The following is a 19,993-nucleotide window of genomic DNA, read 5'->3' as shown; positions in this document are numbered from 1 at the left end:
GCGCAATGTGAAATTCGCCTCGGGCAGGGTCAGGACGTCAGCTGATCGAAATCAGGCCCTGCGGCGTCGCCGTGCGGCAACTGCGCCCAAGCTGCCAATTCCCAACATGAGCATCAGCGCAGTCGCTGGGAGTGGAACCGGTGTGGTGGCGATTTCGCCTCGGAGCACATAATCCAGATCGCCGACAATACCCGAGAAAGCGCCGCTGCTGAGCCCGCTGATACCGTGCCCGTATGCCATCTGGTCTTCGTTCCCGAAGATCTGGGTTGTCGAGGCATTCTCACGATCGCCCATCACAAAATAATAGGTCGAGCCGGTTTCCAGCGTGACGTCCCGCTCGAAGGTCCAGAACCCATCTTCAAAACCGTTGCTCTGCGCCAAAAAGCCCGAAGTCGACGCACCAAGATCTGCAGGGGCGCCAAGATGGTCCTCGGTCAGAATAAAGAGATCGCCCTCGGAGTAGGGATCAAAGCCTGCGCCGCTCTGCATGTCGAACGCGAAAGAGATGGTGTCCCAATCGTAGCGCGTCCCGATGGTGATGCCTTGGCTGTAGTATTGTTGGTCAATACCGACCGAGTTGTGAGTTATGCTTTGAACTGTCGTCGCCTGTGCGGCAGTTGCACCGATCATCAAAGCCGCTGCTGACGACAGTGCCGCCAGAATACTGCTCATACTTACTTTCATAACTAGTTCTTCCTATCCCGCGAACACTTACACAAACAAACAAGGCGCCGCGAAACATGCGGGAATCTACGGGCCTTGCCATCCTCCAAAACTCAGCGGAGTAGCGCTCATTTATGTCAGCGTTCTTCCGAAATCAACCATATGATCCGGGGGGTTAACAGAAAGTTGTTCCAACGGACAAGATCTTGCAATCACCGCGCGAGCGCCTGAATTTCGGCACAATTTTAAGTGTGAAATAAGTGGATAATTGAGGGTTTGAATCCGCCCGCCCTCAACTTCGTTCCTATCCTTGCAAGCTCTTGACGCCAACGTCCCCTTCGGCCTGCGCCTTGATCGCAAGTGCCGCGGCGTGGCTGCCGGCGGCTGTGGTGAAATAGGGGATCTTGTCATAAAGCGAGATGGTGCGGATCGATTTGGAATCCTCGACCGCTTGCGCGCCTTCGGTAGAGTTCATCACCAACTGCACGCCACCGTCTTTCATCATGTCGGTGACGTCGGGGCGGCCCTCGTAGACCTTGTTGACGACACCGCAAGCAATGCCCTGATCCGCCAACCAGCTTTGCGTTCCGCGTGTGGCGACAAGGGTAAAGCCGAGGTCGGTCAGTATCTGCGCAGCCTCGATGATCTGTGGAGTCTTGTCGTCATCCTTAATCGACAGGAACGCGCAGCCCGAGGTGGGCAGCACCATGCCGGCCCCCATTTGCGCCTTGAGAAAGGCGCGGGGGAAATCGCGGTCCCAACCCATGACCTCGCCGGTCGAGCGCATTTCCGGCCCCAGAATGGTGTCGACGCCGGGGAAACGGGCAAAGGGCAGGACGGCCTCTTTTACCGAGAACCACGGCATGTTCGGATCGGCCAGCGTCATCGGGTCCGCCAGTGGCAATACCGTGTCATAGCCTGCGTCGACGTCATAGGGCGCGCGCATCGGGAAGTTTGACAGCGGTTCGCCCGCCATCACCCGGGCCGCGATCGATGCAATTGCGGAATCGGTGGCCTTGGCAACAAAGGGTACGGTGCGGCTGGCGCGGGGATTGACCTCGATCAGAAAGATCTCGCCGTTCTTGACCGCAAACTGGATGTTCATCAGGCCGACGACGTTCAGCGCACGCGCCAGTGCACTGGTTTGGGCTTTGACCTCTTCGATAATCGCAGGCTCCAGCGAATAGGGTGGCAGCGAACAGGCGCTGTCGCCAGAATGCACGCCGGCCTCTTCGATATGCTGCATGATGCCCGCGACATGCACATCAGTGCCGTCGCAAATCGCATCTACGTCCAGTTCAACAGCTCCGGAGAGATAGCTGTCAAGCAGCACCGGGCTGTCGCCGGAGACCACAACCGCTTCTGAGATATAGCGTTCAAGCTGCGCCTGATCGCGCACGATTTCCATGGCACGTCCGCCCAGAACGTAGGAGGGGCGAATGACCAAAGGAAAGCCAATGTCCTTGGCAATTTCAAAGGCCTGAGCGTCGGTGCTGGCGATGCCATTATGCGGTTGCTTAAGGCCAAGGTTCTGCACCAGTTGCTGGAACCGCTCGCGGTCCTCGGCCAGATCAATCGCATCTGGTGTTGTGCCAAGGATCGGGATGCCTTCGTCCTGCAGGGCATTGGCCAGTTTCAGCGGGGTCTGTCCACCGAACTGCACGATGACGCCATGCAGGGTGCCGTTCTGTTGCTCCACCCGCAGGATTTCGAGCACATGCTCCAGGGTGAGCGGCTCAAAGTATAGCCGGTCTGACGTATCATAATCGGTCGATACTGTTTCCGGATTGCAGTTGACCATAATGGTTTCATAGCCCGCGTCGGTCAGCGCATAGCAGGCGTGGCAACAACAATAGTCGAACTCGATCCCCTGACCGATTCGGTTCGGGCCCCCGCCGAGAATAACGACTTTCTTGCGGTCGGATGGGCGCGCTTCGCATTCGATCTCGCCCATCATCGGCATTTCGTAGGTCGAGTACATGTAGGGCGTCTGCGCCTCGAATTCGGCGGCGCAGGTATCGATGCGCTTGAACACGGCGGTGACATCAAGATTGTGCCGGGCGCGGCGGACATTGGCCTCGTCCCGCCCGGTCAGGAAACCAAGCCTTGCATCGGTAAAGCCCATGATCTTGAGCGCGCGCAGGTCTTCGGTGTTTGTGGGCAACCCAGACTTACGCAAATTTGCTTCGGTCTCAACGATCTCGCGGATACGGGCGAGGAACCAAGGATCGAACATGGTGACGGCGTGGATTTCGTCGTCGTCCATCCCGTGGCGCATGGCCTGCGCAATGGTGCGCATCCGGTCTGGCGTCTGCTGACTGATGGCCTTGATGACGGCGGCCTTGTCCTCGACAATGTCCCAAGTGCCAACGGTGACGCCGGGAATTTCGATCTCATCAAACCCGGTCAGGCCGGATTCCATGCTGGCCAGCGCCTTTTGCAGCGATTCGTGGATCGTGCGGCCGATCGCCATCGCTTCACCCACGGATTTCATCGCAGTTGTCAGATAGGGTGTGGAGCCGGGGAATTTCTCAAAGGCGAATTTCGGGATCTTGGTGACGACATAGTCGATGGTCGGCTCAAAAGATGCCGGCGTCACCTTGGTGATGTCGTTGTCCAACTCGTCCAGCGTGTACCCCACGGCCAGTTTCGCGGCGATCTTGGCGATGGGGAAACCGGTGGCCTTGGAGGCCAGCGCCGAGGACCGGGAAACCCGTGGGTTCATCTCGATCACAACCATACGGCCATCGGCGGGGTTTACCGCCCATTGCACGTTTGATCCGCCGGTTTCGACACCGATCTCGCGCAGCACGGCGATGCTGCCGTTGCGCATGATCTGGTATTCCTTGTCGGACAGCGTCAGGGCCGGGGCCACGGTGATCGAATCACCGGTGTGCACGCCCATCGGATCGACGTTTTCGATGGAGCAGACGATGATGGCGTTGTCGGCAGTGTCGCGCACCACCTCCATCTCGTATTCTTTCCAGCCCAGCAGGGATTCATCGACCAGGATCTGTCCCATCGGGCTGGCGTCCATGCCCGAGCGGCAGAAATGTTCATAATCGTCGCGGTTATAAGCGACGCCGCCGCCGGTGCCGCCCATGGTAAAGGCGGGGCGGATGATGGCGGGCAGACCGACCTCTTCCAGCGCCTCAAGCGCGATGCGCACGCCTTCGGCGAGATCTTTCTTGCCGTTCGCCCCTTTGGGCGCGGTGACAATGGTTGCCTTTGGGTTTTCGATGCCCAGACGGTCCATCGCGTCGCGGAACAGCTTGCGGTCTTCGGCCATTTCGATGGCTTCGCGCTTGGCGCCGATCATCTCGACCCCGTATTCCGCCAGAACTCCCATTTCTTCGAGCGCCAACGAGGTGTTCAACCCGGTTTGCCCGCCCATGGTCGGCAACAGCGCATCGGGGCGTTCCTTGGCGATGATCTTTGCGACGACTTCGGGGGTGATTGGTTCGATATAAGTCGCGTCGGCGAGTTCCGGATCAGTCATGATCGTCGCCGGGTTCGAGTTGACCAGAATGACCCGGTAGCCTTCTTCGCGGAGCGCCTTGCAGGCCTGAGCACCTGAATAGTCGAACTCGCAGGCCTGTCCGATCACGATGGGTCCGGCTCCGATGATCATGATCGACTGGATGTCGGTTCTCTTCGGCATGGCGCGGCCCCTTTTGGCTGGTGAATCTCAGGCACCCCCAATGTGCCCAAATTGTCCTGCGTTATAGGGATGGACCGCGCATGTGCAAGGCCAGAAGCGGCAAGAATCTGTAACGGCGCATATGCATTGGTTGCCGGGTTGCGACGATGTCGCTATGAGGGCGCGATTATCGGGGGTCTTTGACGCAGTTGGATATTCGCTTTGATCATGGGCCGCAGGCACTGGGCGACTGGTTTCGCGATCCGGTACAGCTGATCCGCGCAGATCGTCCAGACGAGGTCGCGACAGCGCTGGCCGAACTGGACGCCGCGCAAGCGGACGGGCGTTGGCTGGCCGGGTATTGCAGCTATGAACTGGGCTATGCGCTGGAACCTAAGCTGGCCGGGCTGATGCCGGATCAGCGGCGATTGCCGTTGATCTGCTTTGGGGTCTATGACGCTCCGAGTCAAGGAAACTTGAACCGCGGCCCGGCTGGTTTAGGGGCGTTTGAACCGGATTGGAGCCGCGAGCAGTACCGCATTGCATTCGAGCAGGTGCACAGCCTGATTCGCGCCGGGGACATCTATCAAGCGAACCTGACTTTTCCGTTGCGTGCGACCGCACATGGTGGAGCGCAGGATTTGTATGCGGCGTTGATGGAACGGCAACCTGTCGGGTTCGGCGCGTTGGTTGAACAGGATGGATTGCCCGACCTGCTGTGTCGTTCGCCTGAGTTGTTCTTTCGCACTGATGGCGCCGGGGCAATCGAGACAATGCCGATGAAAGGCACGCAGCCACGGGGCGCAGATGCCGCCGACGATGCCCGCCGAAAGGCGTTTTTGGAAAGTGACATCAAGAATCGTGCCGAGAACCTGATGATCGTTGACCTGCTGCGCAACGATCTGTCCCGTGTCAGCCAGCCGGGATCAGTGCAGGTGCCGCGCCTCTATCACGTTGAGAGCTATGCGAGTGTGCACCAGATGGTGTCACAAGTGACCGCGCAGTTGCGACCGGGGGTCGGGTTGAGTGAGATCGCCAAGGCACTGTTCCCCTGCGGTTCGATCACGGGCGCCCCCAAGATTCGCGCGATGGAGATTATCCGCGCATTAGAGAGCGATGCGCGCGATATCTATTGCGGCAGTATCGGCTGGGTCGCGCCGGATGGGCGGAGCAGCTTTAACGTCGCGATCCGCACGATCTTGCTTGAAGACGGGCAGGCGCGGCTGAATGTGGGTGGCGGCGTGGTCTATGACAGCGATGCGGACAGCGAATATGAAGAGGCGCTATGGAAAGCCCGGTTTTCGGCGATATCCCACCCGGTACACGGCTGATCGAAACCTTCGCCTGGCGGGCGGGGCAGGGTGCGATCAATGTCGATCCGCATCTGGACCGGATGGCAGGATCAGCGCGCGCATTGGGAATTGCATTCGATCACAACGTGGCGCGTTCACAATTGGAGTCGGTGGCAGGGGATCAATGGCAACGCTGTCGCCTGACGCTGGGCCTCGACGGTCGGTTTGATCTGACAACAACACCGCTGGGTCCACCTGCATCTGTCTGGACTTTGGCCGTGGCGCGCGATCGGGTGGCGTCGGCTGACCCATGGTTGCGTCACAAGACCACCAATCGCGACCTTTATGATCGCGCGCGCGCGGCATTGCCCGCGGGGGTGGACGAGTTGCTGTTTCTGAACCAGCGCGACGAACTTTGCGAGGGCACGATCACCAACCTCTTTCTTCGGCTCTGCGGTGGACGACACGTCACACCGCCCCTGTCCTGTGGTCTTTTGCCCGGGGTGCTGCGGGGGCGGTTGCTCGCAAGCGGTGACTGGACCGAACAGGTGCTGACATTGGATGATTTGGTGAATGCAGAGGCCGTTTGGGTCGGAAATGCGCTGCGCGGGCTGATCCGGTGCCGGTTTCAAGGCGCTGACGGGGTCATCACGGCTTGACTTTTGCGGCGCAGCCTTGTGTACCGGCGCGACGCCAGAAACCACCCAAAACGAGGCAAACCCCATGCACGCCTATCGCAGCCAAACCTGCGCCGAACTGACTGCCGCCAATGTCGGCGATTCCGTCCGCCTGTCCGGCTGGGTCCATCGGGTCCGAGATCATGGCGGGGTTTTGTTCATCGACCTGCGCGACCACTACGGCGTGACGCAGATTTTGTGTGACGGCGACAGCCCCGCCTTTGCAGAGCTGGAAAAGGTGCGCAGCGAGTGGTGCATCCGGATTGACGGGACCGTCAAGGCGCGAGACGCCGAGTTGATCAACGCCAAGCTGCCCACCGGCGAAATCGAAGTCTACGTGCGCGAACTTGAAGTTCTGGGCGCGGCGGCCGAACTGCCGTTGATGGTCTTTGGCGATCAGGAATATCCCGAGGAAACCCGCCTGCGGTATCGCTATCTCGATCTGCGGCGCGAGGCGATGCAGGCAAACATGACGCTGCGGTCCGATGTCGTGGCGTCGATGCGCCGCCGCATGTGGGATCGCAAGTTCCGCGAATACCAGACGCCGATCATCACTGCGTCCAGTCCCGAAGGCGCGCGCGATTTCCTCGTGCCAAGCCGCCTGCATCCGGGCAAGTTCTATGCGTTGCCACAGGCACCACAGCAGTTCAAGCAGCTGATTATGGTCAGCGGGTTCGACAAGTACTTCCAGATCGCGCCCTGTTTCCGCGACGAAGACCCGCGCGCCGATCGTTCGCCCACCGATTTCTACCAGCTCGACCTCGAGATGAGTTTTGTCACTCAGCAGGATGTGTTCGACACGATTCAGCCGGTCTTGCAAGGCGTATTCGAAGAATTCGGCGAAGGGGCCAAGGTCGACACTGACTGGCCACAGATCAGCTATCGCGACGCGGCCCTTTGGTATGGCACCGACAAGCCCGACTTGCGCAACCCAATCAAGATGCAGGATTGTTCCGAGCATTTCCGTGGATCCGGTTTTGCGATCTTTGCCAAGCTGCTGGAGCAGGACGGCACCGAGATCCGCGCCATTCCGGCACCCACTGGCGGGTCGCGCAAGTTCTGCGACCGGATGAATGCTTTTGCCCAGAAAGAGGGTCTGCCCGGGATGGGCTACATCTTCTGGCGCGATCAAGGGCAGGGCATGGAAGCCGCCGGACCGCTGGCCAAGAACATTGGCCCGGAACGTACCGAGGCGATCCGTGAACAACTGGGTCTTGGTGTCGGCGACGCAGCGTTCTTTCTGGGCGGCAAACCCAAGGCGTTTGAAAAGGTTGCTGGCAAGGCGCGCGATGTTATCGGAGTAGAGCTGAAGCTGACTGAACAGAACCGCTTTGCCTTTGCTTGGATCGTTGATTTCCCGATCTACGAACAGGACGAGGAAACCGGCAAGATCGACTTTGAACACAACCCGTTCTCCATGCCGCAGGGCGGGATGGAAGCGCTGGAAGGCGATCCGCTCAAGGTGCTCGGTTATCAATACGACCTGTCCTGCAACGGCTATGAGTTGGTTTCGGGCGCGATCCGGAACCACAAGCCCGAGATCATGTTCAAGGCGTTTGAGATCGCCGGATATGGCAAGGACGAAGTCGAGAAACGCTTTGGCGGCATGGTCAACGCGTTCCAATATGGCGCGCCGCCGCACGGTGGTTGTGCCGCCGGTATCGATCGCATCGTGATGCTGCTGGCGGATACGGCGAATATCCGTGAGGTTATCATGTTCCCGATGAACCAGCGTGCCGAAGACCTGATGATGAACGCGCCGAGCGATCCGACCAGCGATCAGCTGATGGAGCTTGGTTTGCGAGTGATACCGCAGGAAGACTGATGCTGGACCGGTTGCGCGAACTGGGATTTGATATCGCAACGCGCAACCATGCGGACGCTATCCTGTCGTTCGATTTTTCTGATGACCTCGCCGGGCTGGTGGCCCGGCTGGCCGATTTTCGCATCCACATCAGCGAGTTGATCGGTGGAGGCGGCGGTGAAAGTGGACAGACCCAAAGGCTGCGCCGCGCCTTGGATGCTGGCGGTTGGCGCAAGCATCATTTTTCTGTCGAAACCATCGTCGACGGCCAGACCCGCGCTGGCGTGAGCCACGAAGTCGACCATGTTCGCTTTGCGGGAAGCGGCACCTTGGCGCTTGAGATCGAGTGGAACAACAAGGACCCTTTCTTTGACCGCGATCTCGAAAATTTTCAACGGCTGCACGGGCTGTCGGCGATCTCGGTCGGGATCATTGTGACCCGTGGTGCGTCGATGCAGGACGCCTTCCTGCCACGGATCACCGGTTGGATGAAGGCACAGGGGCTGGACAGTGAAGAACATCTGGAACGCCTAGGCATCACCGAACGCACCCGTGCGCAACGCGATGCCGTTGCCCGTCAGGTGGAACGCGGCGTACCGTTTGCAGAGGCGTTTGCCAAGACCTTTGTCGCCAGTAAATTCGGGCAGGCTTCGACCCATTGGTCCAAATTGGACGACCGCGTGGCGCGGGGGGTTGGTAACCCTTGCCCCTTGTTGCTGGTCGGATTGCCTGCGGGTGTTCTGGTGGATTCGCCCGAGGACGTGAATGCCGATACCGCAGTCACCCCTGACTTGTTCAGCAGGGACAGCTAGGCCGTTACTCGGCGGCGACGCCGGAATTATAGGCGTATGTCTTCCACCCGGGTTTGTAATCGGCGTCCGCCTGATTGCCCCAGACGGTCCAGCCATCCCTCACACCACGTCCGAAAAGCTCCAGATATGGTCCCCAGGAGCAGCTTTCGATCAGATCATACTGTTCATCAGGCTTGCGCGAATGTTCACGCTTGCGGGTCTGCATCATGTTTACCTGCCGCCGCCCGGGCGCCAAAGTACGGGCATTCTTGCCGCGCGTGCCAAATAGCAAGATTTCGGTCACGTTGCGGAAATAGAATCCAACACCACGCCCATCGCTGCCGCCATCCTTGCGAATCTTGTGCCAGATGATGTTGGATTTGTAATCAAACCCCCAAGCGCTAAGCACCTGCAACCCTTCGGGTAGTAGCGCGTTGGGCACCCACAGATAGCAATGCGCGCGATCCTCAAGATGATCTGCAACCGGCAAGGCGCAGATGTCATCAAGTGTCATGGTCGGATAGCGCGCAAGACGCTTGTGTTCAGGCGCGACTTTGCCGGTGCGGTTGGTGAACCGCCACGGAGGATCGGCCATCACCGTCGCAAAACGATCGGATCCGAGGAATTTTGACAGATCTTGTGAGGGGCTATCAGACATATCCCACATATTGCTGGATCTCCGTCCTCTTGTCACTAGAACAATACGGAAACATGGCGGCTTTCACAAATGTTGAACGGTGGCGATTTAAGTGGCGCATGGCGTTTTCCTGCGCGGTGAGCGACGGAACGCCTGAAATATGACGTGTAATTCCAAAGGTCGGTGATCTGAGTCGCGACTTTGGTGTAGAAAGCGAAGTAACTGAACCCAAGACAGGTGCAACATCGTGCCCATATCTTCTGAACAGGCGTCGATCCGATTTGGTTGTGGGTTGTCGCCGGAATTGCCGGCCCAGACTGCTGACGACCTGCTTGCAGGGCTAAACGAACCGGACGGAATTGCGGAGCGTTTTCCCATCGAATCGTTTTCGGTCTACGCGCAAAATCTGGAGGCAGCCGCGCGCCTCCGGCACGAGATCAAGACGGCGAAAAAACAAGGCAAAACCAAACGTGCGATTGCGGCGCGTGACGAAATCGCCGCGATGCGCAAGACGCTCGCCAGTCAAAGCCATGGGTGGTATGCCAATACCCTCTTGCGGTGGAGTTGGACCGAGGTTCCGTTGCGCGAGCGTCTGGCGATGTTCTGGGCGGACCATTTCACCGCCAAGGGCAAGAATCCGATCATCATGCCGGCGACCTTTCCATATATCGAGGAATCGATCAGGCCAAATGTGAACAGGCGTTTCGGGGACCTGTTGGTTGCTGCCGTGACGCATCCGTTGATGTTGCACTTTCTCGATCAGTCCTATTCGGTCGGCCCGGGCAGTGCTGCGGCGGCGCGCTCCGAGCGGTTGGGCGGGTTGAATGAAAACCTGGCGCGCGAGGTGCTGGAATTGCACACGCTGGGCGTTAACGGGCCGTATACGCAAGGCGATGTGCGTCAGTTGGCCGAACTGTTCACCGGGCTGAGCTACAAGACTGACGGCACGTTCACGTTCCGGAAGGGTTTTGCCGAACCCGGTGCGGAAACGGTTCTTGGGGTGAGCTATGGCGAAGGAAAGACCGGCATCGAACCTGTCGTTGATGCGTTGCATGACATCGCCGTGCATCCGGTAACAGCAAAGCATATAGCGTGGAAGCTTGCGGTGCATTTCGTGTCGGATGATCCCGACCAGGCGCTTGTGGATCATGTCGCCGAACGGTTTGTTGAGACGGATGGCGATCTGCTCGAGGTTTATGCCGCATTGTTGGATCATCCTGCAAGTTGGGCAGAGGGCACAGGGAACGTCAAACCGCCGTTTGACCTGATTGCGTCGAGTTGCCGGGCGATTGCCGTCAAACCAAAGGTGATGCAGAATCTGGAACCGCGCGAGATCCGGCGCGCCCTTCTGCGGCCCTTGGCGGAGATGGGGCAGCCGTTGATGAACCCGGGTGGGCCGGATGGCTGGGCCGAGGAGGATGAGGCGTGGATTACGCCGCAGGGGCTTTCGGCGCGGCTGCGGTGGGCGATGTCCGCGCCCTCTGTCCTGCGGCCAAAGTTGCCCGAACCAAGCGCGTTTGTGGACACGGCACTTGGCCCCCTTGCGACAGAGCCGGTCCGTTTCGCGGCACGGGCAGCCGAGAGCCGGTCTGATGCCATCGGGCTGGTTCTGAGTTCCCCCGCGTTTCAGCGCAGATAGGAGATTGCCAATGTCATCCGTGCGAAATCTGAGCCGCCGTGCTTTTCTGGGCCGGTCTGCCCTGATCGGGTGTTCGGTGGCGGCCAGCCCCTTGTTGACACCTGTCAGCTTTGCAGCGGCCCCTTGGGATACCCGGCTTGTGGTGATTGTCCTGCGTGGTGGAATGGACGGCCTCGACGTGGTGCAGCCCTATGGCGCACCGGAGTACACGTCACTACGCGCCGATTTGAAAGGTGGGGCCAAGAACGGTGCGTTGGACCTTAACGGGTTTTTTGCGCTTCATCCGGGGCTTGCGCCGCTGATGCCGCTTTGGCGCAAGGACGAACTCGGTTTCGTACACGCGGTGTCGACCCCATACCGGGATAAACGCAGCCATTTTGACGGCCAAGATTTGCTCGAAGCAGGGACCCCAACGCTGTCAGGTGTACGTGACGGTTGGTTGAACCGGATGCTGGGGGAATTGCCGGGGGTGGAACCGCGCACGGCCTTTGCGATCGGGCATGGTGAAATGAAACTGCTCGAGGGCCCGGTCGAGGTGGCCGACTGGGCGCCGGATGCAGATCTTGCAATCAGCCCGCAGGCAATGCAACTCGCCGAATTGGTTATGCAGGAAGATCCCGCCTTTCACGCGGCGCTTAGCGAGGCAAGAATGCTGACCGGGTCAGGGGGCGGCGCCGCGCGCGGCAAGCCACACATCAAGGTGGCCGAGTTTGCGGCGGAACAGTTGCGGGGTGACACGCGCGTTGCGTCGTTTTCGATCAATGGTTGGGACACCCACAGACAGCAAGATCGCAACCTAAACCAGGCTTTGGGTCGACTTTCCGACACGATCCTGACGTTGCAATCGGGTCTTGGGCCAGAGGTCTGGGGCAAAACAGCGGTCGTCGCGATGACCGAATTTGGCCGGACCGTGCGCATTAATGGCACGGGGGGAACCGATCACGGAACTGGTGGTGCGATGGTACTGGCCGGTGGCGCGATCCGGGGTGGCCGGGTGCTGGGCGACTGGCCGGGGTTGGATGAGGCGGATTTGTATGACCGGCGAGATCTCATGCCAACTGGCGACGTGCGTGCCCCTGCAGCGTGGCTGATGCGTGGCCTTGCGGGGCTAGATCGTGGATCACTGGAACGCGTCGTTTTCCCAGGATTGGATATGGCGAACGATCCGGGGCTATTGCGATAGGAACGAAGGTTTCGGTACTCCGTGTGACTGTCGCACTGCGCAGCGCGACGGTCGTTCGCTCAGAATATCCGTATCGCGGGTTTCAGATCGCTCTCTTCTGTTCCAGCCTTTCCTGAACCAGCCCTGCGATGCGCGCCATATCGGTTGCGACCGGCCCACCACGCCTGCGCGCGGCTGCCAGCGAATCCGCTGCATTGGCCAGAGTGGCGTCCTGTGCACTGCGTGCGACCCCGCCGACAAACTGTGCGAGATAGTCCAAAACCTTGTCGCCGGCCAGATCGTTCAAAACATCGGCAACGTGTGCCATGTCATCGTGAAAGGCCATTTTGTCAGGTTCGATCACCTCATCGCGTATTACGCGCGGCCCGATTGGCTGTTGATTGGTCGGCAGGCGCGACAACACGGCTTGTTGAAAGGTGGTTAGCGAGGTAACCGGCTTGGTAAGAAAGCCATCGGCGCCGGCGGCAATAGCCGCGTTTTCGGCATGATCGTCGCCAGACGTGCCAAGGATGACTGGGACGCGAGGCGTCGCGTGCGCCACTTCATCGATCAAATCAATGCCAGACCCGTCCGGCAGTCCAAGATCGGCGACCAGGACCGACGGGCGATAAACCTGAAGATGCCGACGCGCCGATTTCAGGCAATCGGCCCTTCGGATTCGCGCGCCACTCCGCAAACAGAGGAGGCGCATCGCCTCGCAAGCAAAACGGCTGTCCTCAACAACAAGAATGGTTAGGCCCAGCAATGGCCGGTTGGCAGTCGGCGCACGGGGCGGGGCGGTGAACGGATCAAATTCGTCCATGGTGGGTTCCTCTCAGCAGACCCGACTCACGCTAGGCCGCGATGGCTAACGCAAGGTTAAGATCAGTGAGAATGTTCCCTAGAAGAGGTTTCCGAACCCCCCGCCGTGACGCAGGGGATTCAGCTTCCGGATGTGAGTGCCGTGGCCGGCCAAGTTAGCCCCACTCACCTGCGAACCCTTTGGGGATCAACAAGTTGTCCCTGCTGAGATCGGCTACATCCGTGACGCCACACAATCCCATGGACAGGTCCAATTCGTTATGGATCACCTCGAGTGCCTTGGTCACGCCTTCCTGTCCCATCGCACCGAGTCCATAGATATAGGCGCGCCCGATATAGGTGCCTTTCGCTCCCATTGCCAAAGCCTTCAACACGTCCTGACCTGATCGAATTCCGCTGTCCAGATGGACCTCGATCTTGTCGCCAACCGCTTCGACGATCTCTTCCAGTACCCGGATCGAGCTGAGCGCACCGTCCAGTTGCCGGCCGCCGTGGTTGGAGACGATGATAGCGTCGGCACCAACATTCAGTGCCTCGCGCGCGTCGCGGACATCGAGGATGCCCTTGATGATCAAAGGACCATCCCACATTTTACGGAATTGGCGGATGCGGTCCCAGTCCAGCGCCTGATCAAAGGACTCGTTGGTCCAGTTGCCCAGCGATGATGGGTCTTTGACACCCTTGGCGTGGCCGACAATGTTACCAAAGAAACGACGCTTTGTACCCAGCATGCCAAGGCCCCATTGGATCTTGGTCATCATGTTGGTGACGGATTTGACGGTCAGTTTTGGCGGAGCAGACAGCCCGTTCTTGAGGTCCTTGTGGCGCTGTCCGAGTAGCTGAAGATCGACGGTGATGACGGCAGCGGAGCATTTGGCGGCCTTTGCCCTGTCAAACAGCCGCTGCATGAAGTCGTCGTCTTTCAGCGTGTAGACCTGCAGCCAGAACGGTTTGTTGGTGTTTTCGGCAACATCCTCGATGGAGCAGATCGACATCGTGGACAGGGTATAGGGCACGCCAAAGAGCTCGGCGGCCTTGGCGGCCTTGATCTCGCCATCGGCGCATTGCATCCCGGTCAATCCGACCGGAGCCAGCGCCACCGGCATTGCCACATCTTGCCCGATCATCTGGCTGTTGGTCGTGCGCCCGGTCATGTCAATCGCAACCCGCTGGCGCAGGCGGATATCGGCAAAGTCGCTAGTGTTGTCGCGAAAGGTCTGCTCGGTCCAGCTGCCGCTTTCGGCGTAGTCAAAAAACATCCGCGGCACGCGCCGCTCATAGATGCGTTTGAGGTCTTCGATATTGGTGATCACCGGCATTCCGCAGCCATCCTTTCGCCTTGTCCCGCATATCGATAGCGGCGGGGCAAGGGAAACTCAATGCGGCAGGACCGTTCAGGCGCTATGCGCCCCGTCAGCCAGCGACTTTACGAACGCCAGCACTCCATCGACCGGTTCGCCATTGCCGATCTTTGCGACGATGGCAGAGCCGACAACGGCGCCATCAGCAACACCTGCAATCGCGCGCGAGGTCTCGGGTGACTTGATGCCGAAACCGACAATCACCGGCAGTTCGGTCTGCGACTTGATCCGCGCAACTTCGGGGGCGACGTCCACGGCCTCGGCCTCGGCTGCACCGGTGATCCCGGTGATCGACACATAGTAGACAAAGCCTGACGTGTTCTGCAATACCTTGGGCAGGCGTTTGTCATCGGTTGTCGGCGTCGCTAGGCGGATAAAGTTCAAGCCTGCCTGTTGCGCAGGAATGCACAGCTCGTCGTCTTCTTCGGGTGGCAGATCAACCACAATCAGCCCGTCGATTCCTGCGGCTTTGGCATCCTGCAGAAACCTTTCTACGCCCCGGCTGTAAATCGGGTTGTAATATCCCATCAGCACGATCGGCGTGGTGTCATCGCCCTTGCGGAATTCCGTGGCCAGTTGCAGTGTCCGTTCCAGCGTCATGCCTGCGTCCAGCGCGCGCTGTCCTGCAAGCTGAATGGTCGGCCCGTCGGCCATCGGATCAGTAAAGGGCAGGCCCAGTTCGATGACATCGACCCCGGCAGCCGGCATGCCTTTGACCACTTCCAGTGACGTGTCATAATCCGGATCGCCCGCCATAACATAGGCGACAAACGCCTTTTTGTTGTTTGCGGTCAGCTCTGCGAACTTGGCGTCGATGCGGGTCATGGGCGTATTCCTTGTGGCTTGTTCTGCCCATGCCAAATGCGGGCTCGGAAATCAATGAGCAACCTGTGGACACGGCCCAACTGACGCCTCCCCGAGATCCACGCCAGACTGGTCATTCTGTCGGCAATTGCGCCGTAGACACCGGGCTCGAAAGTTCCCATACGTCGTTTTAGTGTAACGATCATTGACGCTTGCAGGATCAACGGGGATCATCTTCTCGTTTTGATGGCGAGTACCAGAGCCCGAGATGGATAAAGAGTTGATGGATCAAGACGCACGGCATATCGCGCAGGATTTTCTTGATCGTCAGGGGGCTGTGACAATTTCGGGGGATGTGGAAGCGACTCTAGGCTGGTGCGACATTCCCTGCACACTCGAGAGTGCGGGGCAGCGCGTGATCGTGACGGAGCAGGCCGAAATGCGCTCTATCTGTTCGACATTCATCGACCGATTGCGGTCAAGACGGCTGACGCACATGATCCGTCGCTGTCTGGTCGCCAGCTATCAGGATGCTGATACCATTTCGGCGACCTATGAAACACGCTATGTGCGCGATGGCCATTTGCTGACCGAGGACCCCTATGCCGGTTTTGTCGTTCTCAGACGGAGGGAGTCCGGTTGGAAAATCAGCAACATGCAGTTTGATGTGAGCAGTGATAGCCCTGCGAACGCCACGCTGCGGGATCGACATTCTGACTGAGTAGCCGTTTGCGCTTGGAATTGAACTGAAGACCGATAAATGAGGCGCGTTGAACCTGAATGGGCGATCTGCTTGCAAGACTGGCGCTTGCGCCTCCTTGCTCCGGTCTCTAGAAGCAGGCCGAATTCAGACCGGAGGCCAGCATGGGCTTTAAGATGGGAATCGTGGGGCTGCCGAATGTCGGCAAATCCACCTTGTTCAACGCGTTGACCCGTACCGCCGCCGCACAGGCGGCGAATTTTCCGTTCTGCACGATCGAACCCAACGTGGGCGATGTTGCCGTACCTGACGCACGTCTCGACAAACTTGCCGAAATCGCAGGGTCCAAGCAGATCATCCCCACCCGCATGACCTTTGTCGATATTGCCGGTCTGGTCAAAGGCGCCAGCAAGGGCGAGGGGTTAGGCAACCAGTTTTTGGCCAATATTCGCGAAGTTGACGCAATTGCCCATGTGTTGCGCTGTTTTGAAGATGGCGACGTGACTCATGTGGAAGGCCGGGTCGATCCGGTCGCCGATGCCGACACGATCGAAACCGAACTGATGCTCTCTGATCTTGAATCGATCGAAAAGCGGCGCGCGAACCTCGTTCGCAAGCTCAAGGGCAACGACAAGGAAGCACAGCAGCAGGATCGCCTGCTCGCGGCGGCGCAGGAAATGCTGGAAAACGGCAAACCTGCGCGTCTAGTCGATGTTGATGACGAAGACCTGCGTGCCTGGAAACTGCTGCAACTTCTGACGACGAAACCGGTTCTTTATGTTTGCAACGTTGGCGAATCCGACGCCGCAGACGGCAATGAACATGCCGCCCGTGTCGCCGAAATGGCAGCGGCAGAAGGAAATTCGCACGTCATCATCAGCGCCCAGATCGAAGAAGAGATCAGCCAACTCGACTCCGAAGAAGCGCAGATGTTTCTCGAGGAAATGGGCCTGCAAGAAGCTGGCCTCGACCGTCTGATTCGAGCGGGCTATGAGCTGTTGCATCTCGAGACCTACTTTACCGTCGGCCCGAAAGAGGCCCGTGCCTGGACCATCCGCGCCGGGACCTCGGCACCGCGCGCGGCCGGGGTGATTCATGGCGATTTCGAAAAAGGGTTCATCCGGGCGGAAACCATTGCCTTTGATGATTTTGTCACGCTCGGCGGAGAGCAGCCCGCAAAAGAAGCCGGAAAAATGCGCGCCGAGGGTAAGAGTTACATCGTCAAGGATGGCGACGTTCTGCATTTCCTCTTCAATACCTGAGCGTAAAACACGCGTGAATGCGACGCGCCTGCGGTTTTATGGGCGCTTCGCTTGAAAAACGACCGTGAAATGGCACAATAGACTCCTATTACGTGTTAGGATTTATCTGGCTCGTGCCGTGACAAGTTGAGATGCCGGCCTCGCCGGCCAACCTGAACTCGGCATATCTGGCATGAGTGTCCTGATTTGGTTGGTTTGTTTGCGCGATGTATGAAACCTTTTTCGATCTGAAGACGTTACCGTTCAAGATCACGCCGGACCCGTCTTTTATGTACTGGGACGTTGCCCATAAGCGCGCCGCCAGCGTATTGGCCTTTGGCATCGAGCAATTGGTTCCGATCACCGTGGTCACTGGCGATGTCGGGACCGGCAAGACAACATTGCTACAGCACTTTCTTGAAGAGGCACCGCGCGAGACGACGGTCGGGATGCTCTCCAATTTCTGGAGCGGAATGGGCGGGCTTTATCAATGGATCCTGAGTGCCTTTGATATTCGCGCCGAAGGAACCACTGTTCAGCAATATCGGGCCTTTGAGGATTTCGCGATTGCTGAATATGCCGCCGGACGGCGCTGTGTCTTGATCGTCGACGAAGCACAGAATATTTCCGATGAAGATCTCGAACAATTGCGCATGCTGACCAACATCAATGCCCGCAAGGATTGCCTGGTGATGCTGTTTCTTGTCGGGCAGCCCGAACTGCGCGACCGTCTGAAACAGCCGAACAATCGCCAGATTGCACAGCGGGTCGGGGCCGCTTTTCACCTCGGGCCGATGTCTCTTGAGGATACCGGACATTACATTCGTCACAGGATCGCTGTCGCCGGCGGCACCCGTGAATTGTTTGACGAAGGTGCGATCGATCGTATCTACGAAGTGTCCGGCGGCATACCGCGTCTGATCAACGTGGTGTGCGAACTCGCGCTGGTCACTGCGTTTGGGGATGGTGTCGATCACATTGACGCCGTCTTTATGGATGAATTTCTCGAAGAGGCGTCTGAAACAGGCTTGATCGCACATCTCCCGATCAAGCCACCGACGACGGTGGGGGGCGCGAAACCGCCCAAGACCGTCAAAGGGCCGACAGGCAGTGCGAGTCCTTCTTCGTTTCGCAAGCCAGCCTCGCATGGCAATGGCAAACCGAGTATCAGACTGGTGTCCGATCCATGGGACACGCAAGAGACCATCAGCCCCGAGGACAATCCACAGGCGCCCGCCGCACGAGCCAATGAACCGCCCGAGGAGGAGCCGGAGGAGGTCATTGCAGACCCTGTAAAGGAAGAGATTGAAGCCGAAGCTCTGGCCGATGATGAGGCACTGGGATTGTCGTCGCCCGAGCCTTTGACGACTGTGGAGCCACAGGCGGAACCTGAGCCACTGCCCCAACCGACCGTCGAAGTTTTCGACGAGGAACCGGAACCAGAGTCGCAAGACGAAGTGGATGCTGATCTGGCCGCTGCCCTGCGAGAAGAGCCCGCGCAACAGCGCGAGCGCGCCCCTGTAATGCGCGGCCTTGGAGCGCGAATCCTTGACGATGGCTTTAACGTGGCGCTCATCGGTCTGACGGTCTTGGCCGTTTTTGGAGCAGGCATCTGGAGCGTGCGTGAATCAAGGCCCCGTGTGGTCGAGGATCAGGTAACTCCAGAAGAGCCGACTGAACTGGCGGAAACGCCAACTGAAGCTGTCGTTCCTGACGCCCCCGTAGAGCCATTTGACGGCGATACAAGTGCCCAGAACGCGCCTGTGGCGGAGGATACCGCCCTTTCGTTACCTGACAACAGCGCGCCCGGACCCGACGTGACGATCGCGGAAGACCCAGCGGTCGACACAACGAACGGGATCGTGTCATTGGATCATCCCACCGGGAGCGAGCTTCTTGAGAGCGCCCTGACTGCGAGCCCTTCTGATCCCTTTGCAGCTGTCATTGACTATTCGCGGGCGGCATTGCGGGGCGAGGATCAGGCCGCATATTATCTGGGCCAGTTGTTTGAGACCGGTGCAGGTGTCCCGCGCGACGTAGCCGCCGCCCGTGCATGGTACCAACACGCCCAACCCAACGTGCGCAGCGCTAAAAGGCGGCTTGCGGGTCTGGAACCGGTCGAAAGCACCGGGGCACTAGCGCCTCCTGTCCCCTTGCTTGGCGGCCCGCTGCCCGACGGCACGGCGGAATTCGTCTGGTCTGGTGGCATAGGCGCGGCTCCGGAGTATTTCGTGGTCGAATTGGCCGCCGCGCCGGATGCGCCTGCGGTCCGCCTTGATCCGACAGGCCTCACCGCCATCTCAACACCGGATATAAGCACCGAAGAGCAGGTCTGGCGCGTATTGGCAATCCGCCCTGCATTGTCGGATTACACGGTGTCGAATTGGTACGCGTTGGGTCAGGATGGCGAGCGCCTTACAATCGAAGCTAGACCGGTCCGCCCTGAGGTTTCACTGTCCTCTGTTGACGGAGCGGATAGCGACGCGATCGATGCAGCCATCGCCATTCTTAGCGAAGCGGGAATTGCATCGACAGCTGACGAAACGTCTGATGCTACTGTTGCTGGGGGCGTCGTCAGGTACGCCTACGACGCCGACCTTGCGGCGGCGGAACAGGTGATTTCGCTGTTGGGGAATGATCTGGAACTGGAGCAGATACCGGCACAGCCGTCAGGGAACACGCTGATCATGCCGGGGCAACTCTCGGTCATACTCAACTGATCCATCTCGATGCGTGAGAGCCAGCCCGGCACGGTTCACT

The 19,993-nt window shown here is 59.1% G+C and carries 15 protein-coding genes; 9 read left to right on the top strand and 6 right to left on the bottom strand.

Translation table 11 applies throughout. The features are described 5' to 3' along the window. Positions 1 to 51 precede the first annotated feature (51 nt). Both ABJO75_RS03525 and carB read right to left on the bottom strand, forming a co-directional pair. The gene (locus tag ABJO75_RS03525) at positions 52 to 672 is read right to left on the bottom strand and encodes a VPLPA-CTERM sorting domain-containing protein (RefSeq protein ID WP_348131147.1); all 621 of its coding nucleotides are present in this window, start codon (positions 670 to 672) and stop codon (positions 52 to 54) included. A 295-nt stretch (positions 673 to 967) separates the two neighbouring features. Beyond that, entirely contained in the window at positions 968 to 4,324 is a 3,357-nt protein-coding gene (carB, locus tag ABJO75_RS03520; RefSeq protein WP_348131144.1) for a carbamoyl-phosphate synthase large subunit, read from the bottom strand. Positions 4,325 to 4,512: 188 nt separating this feature from the next. On the opposite strand from carB, the gene ABJO75_RS03515 reads away from it, so the two are divergent. The 4 genes from ABJO75_RS03515 (at position 4,513) to ABJO75_RS03500 (ending at position 8,888) form a co-directional block, all read left to right on the top strand. Then, positions 4,513 to 5,634 (top strand): aminodeoxychorismate synthase component I, encoded by a 1,122-nt coding sequence (locus ABJO75_RS03515; protein ID WP_348131141.1) that lies wholly within the window; start codon positions 4,513 to 4,515, stop codon positions 5,632 to 5,634. After that, the gene (locus tag ABJO75_RS03510; protein WP_348131138.1) at positions 5,589 to 6,254 is read left to right on the top strand and encodes an aminotransferase class IV family protein; all 666 of its coding nucleotides are present in this window, start codon (positions 5,589 to 5,591) and stop codon (positions 6,252 to 6,254) included. Before ABJO75_RS03515 ends, ABJO75_RS03510 begins: the two co-directional genes overlap by 46 nt. Positions 6,255 to 6,318: 64 nt before the next feature. Beyond that, positions 6,319 to 8,097 carry an aspartate--tRNA ligase gene (gene aspS, locus ABJO75_RS03505; protein ID WP_348131135.1) on the top strand — a complete coding sequence of 593 codons (1,779 nt, stop codon included), beginning with the start codon at positions 6,319 to 6,321 and terminating at the stop codon, positions 8,095 to 8,097. Further along, the gene (locus ABJO75_RS03500) at positions 8,097 to 8,888 is read left to right on the top strand and encodes a BglII/BstYI family type II restriction endonuclease (protein WP_348131132.1); all 792 of its coding nucleotides are present in this window, start codon (positions 8,097 to 8,099) and stop codon (positions 8,886 to 8,888) included. The genes aspS and ABJO75_RS03500 overlap by 1 nt, the downstream gene beginning before the upstream one ends. 4 nt (positions 8,889 to 8,892) lie before the next feature. Here ABJO75_RS03500 and ABJO75_RS03495 read toward each other — a convergent pair whose 3' ends face one another. Next, a complete protein-coding gene (locus ABJO75_RS03495; RefSeq protein WP_348131129.1) occupies positions 8,893 to 9,525 on the bottom strand; it encodes an MT-A70 family methyltransferase in 633 nt (210 codons plus the stop codon). 226 nt (positions 9,526 to 9,751) lie between these two features. Here ABJO75_RS03495 and ABJO75_RS03490 point away from each other — a divergent pair, with 226 nt between their 5' ends. Further along, entirely contained in the window at positions 9,752 to 11,143 is a 1,392-nt protein-coding gene (locus ABJO75_RS03490) for a DUF1800 domain-containing protein (RefSeq protein ID WP_348131126.1), read from the top strand. 10 nt (positions 11,144 to 11,153) lie between these two features. After that, complete coding sequence (locus tag ABJO75_RS03485) at positions 11,154 to 12,326, top strand: DUF1501 domain-containing protein (protein ID WP_348131124.1); 1,173 nt, start codon at positions 11,154 to 11,156, stop codon at positions 12,324 to 12,326. An 82-nt stretch (positions 12,327 to 12,408) separates the two neighbouring features. Here the strand turns inward: ABJO75_RS03485 and ABJO75_RS03480 are convergent, their stop codons facing one another. The 3 genes from ABJO75_RS03480 to trpA all read right to left on the bottom strand — a co-directional run bounded on the left by ABJO75_RS03480 (position 12,409) and on the right by trpA (position 15,313). Beyond that, on the bottom strand, positions 12,409 to 13,128 hold the full coding sequence (locus ABJO75_RS03480; RefSeq protein ID WP_348131121.1) for a response regulator: 720 nt from the start codon (positions 13,126 to 13,128) through the stop codon (positions 12,409 to 12,411). Between the two features lie 154 nt (positions 13,129 to 13,282). Beyond that, positions 13,283 to 14,446, bottom strand: a complete 1,164-nt coding sequence (locus ABJO75_RS03475; protein ID WP_348131118.1) for an alpha-hydroxy acid oxidase — start codon at positions 14,444 to 14,446, stop codon at positions 13,283 to 13,285. A gap of 75 nt (positions 14,447 to 14,521) precedes the next feature. Continuing rightward, positions 14,522 to 15,313 carry a tryptophan synthase subunit alpha gene (gene trpA / locus ABJO75_RS03470; protein ID WP_348131115.1) on the bottom strand — a complete coding sequence of 264 codons (792 nt, stop codon included), beginning with the start codon at positions 15,311 to 15,313 and terminating at the stop codon, positions 14,522 to 14,524. Positions 15,314 to 15,560: 247 nt separating this feature from the next. Here trpA and ABJO75_RS03465 point away from each other — a divergent pair, with 247 nt between their 5' ends. The 3 genes from ABJO75_RS03465 to ABJO75_RS03455 all read left to right on the top strand — a co-directional run bounded on the left by ABJO75_RS03465 (position 15,561) and on the right by ABJO75_RS03455 (position 19,953). Continuing rightward, on the top strand, positions 15,561 to 16,013 hold the full coding sequence (locus tag ABJO75_RS03465; protein WP_348131112.1) for a hypothetical protein: 453 nt from the start codon (positions 15,561 to 15,563) through the stop codon (positions 16,011 to 16,013). A gap of 143 nt (positions 16,014 to 16,156) precedes the next feature. Then, the gene (ychF, locus tag ABJO75_RS03460) at positions 16,157 to 17,254 is read left to right on the top strand and encodes a redox-regulated ATPase YchF (protein WP_348131110.1); all 1,098 of its coding nucleotides are present in this window, start codon (positions 16,157 to 16,159) and stop codon (positions 17,252 to 17,254) included. Between the two features lie 206 nt (positions 17,255 to 17,460). Then, positions 17,461 to 19,953, top strand: coding sequence for an AAA family ATPase (locus ABJO75_RS03455; protein WP_348131108.1), 2,493 nt, complete (start codon positions 17,461 to 17,463; stop codon positions 19,951 to 19,953). Positions 19,954 to 19,993 lie beyond the last annotated feature (40 nt).

The organism is Sedimentitalea sp., assembly GCF_039973035.1.
Taxonomy (GTDB): domain Bacteria; phylum Pseudomonadota; class Alphaproteobacteria; order Rhodobacterales; family Rhodobacteraceae; genus Sedimentitalea.
The sequence above is the reverse complement of the archived record's forward strand: the minus strand, read 5'-3'. Positions and strand labels throughout refer to the sequence as shown.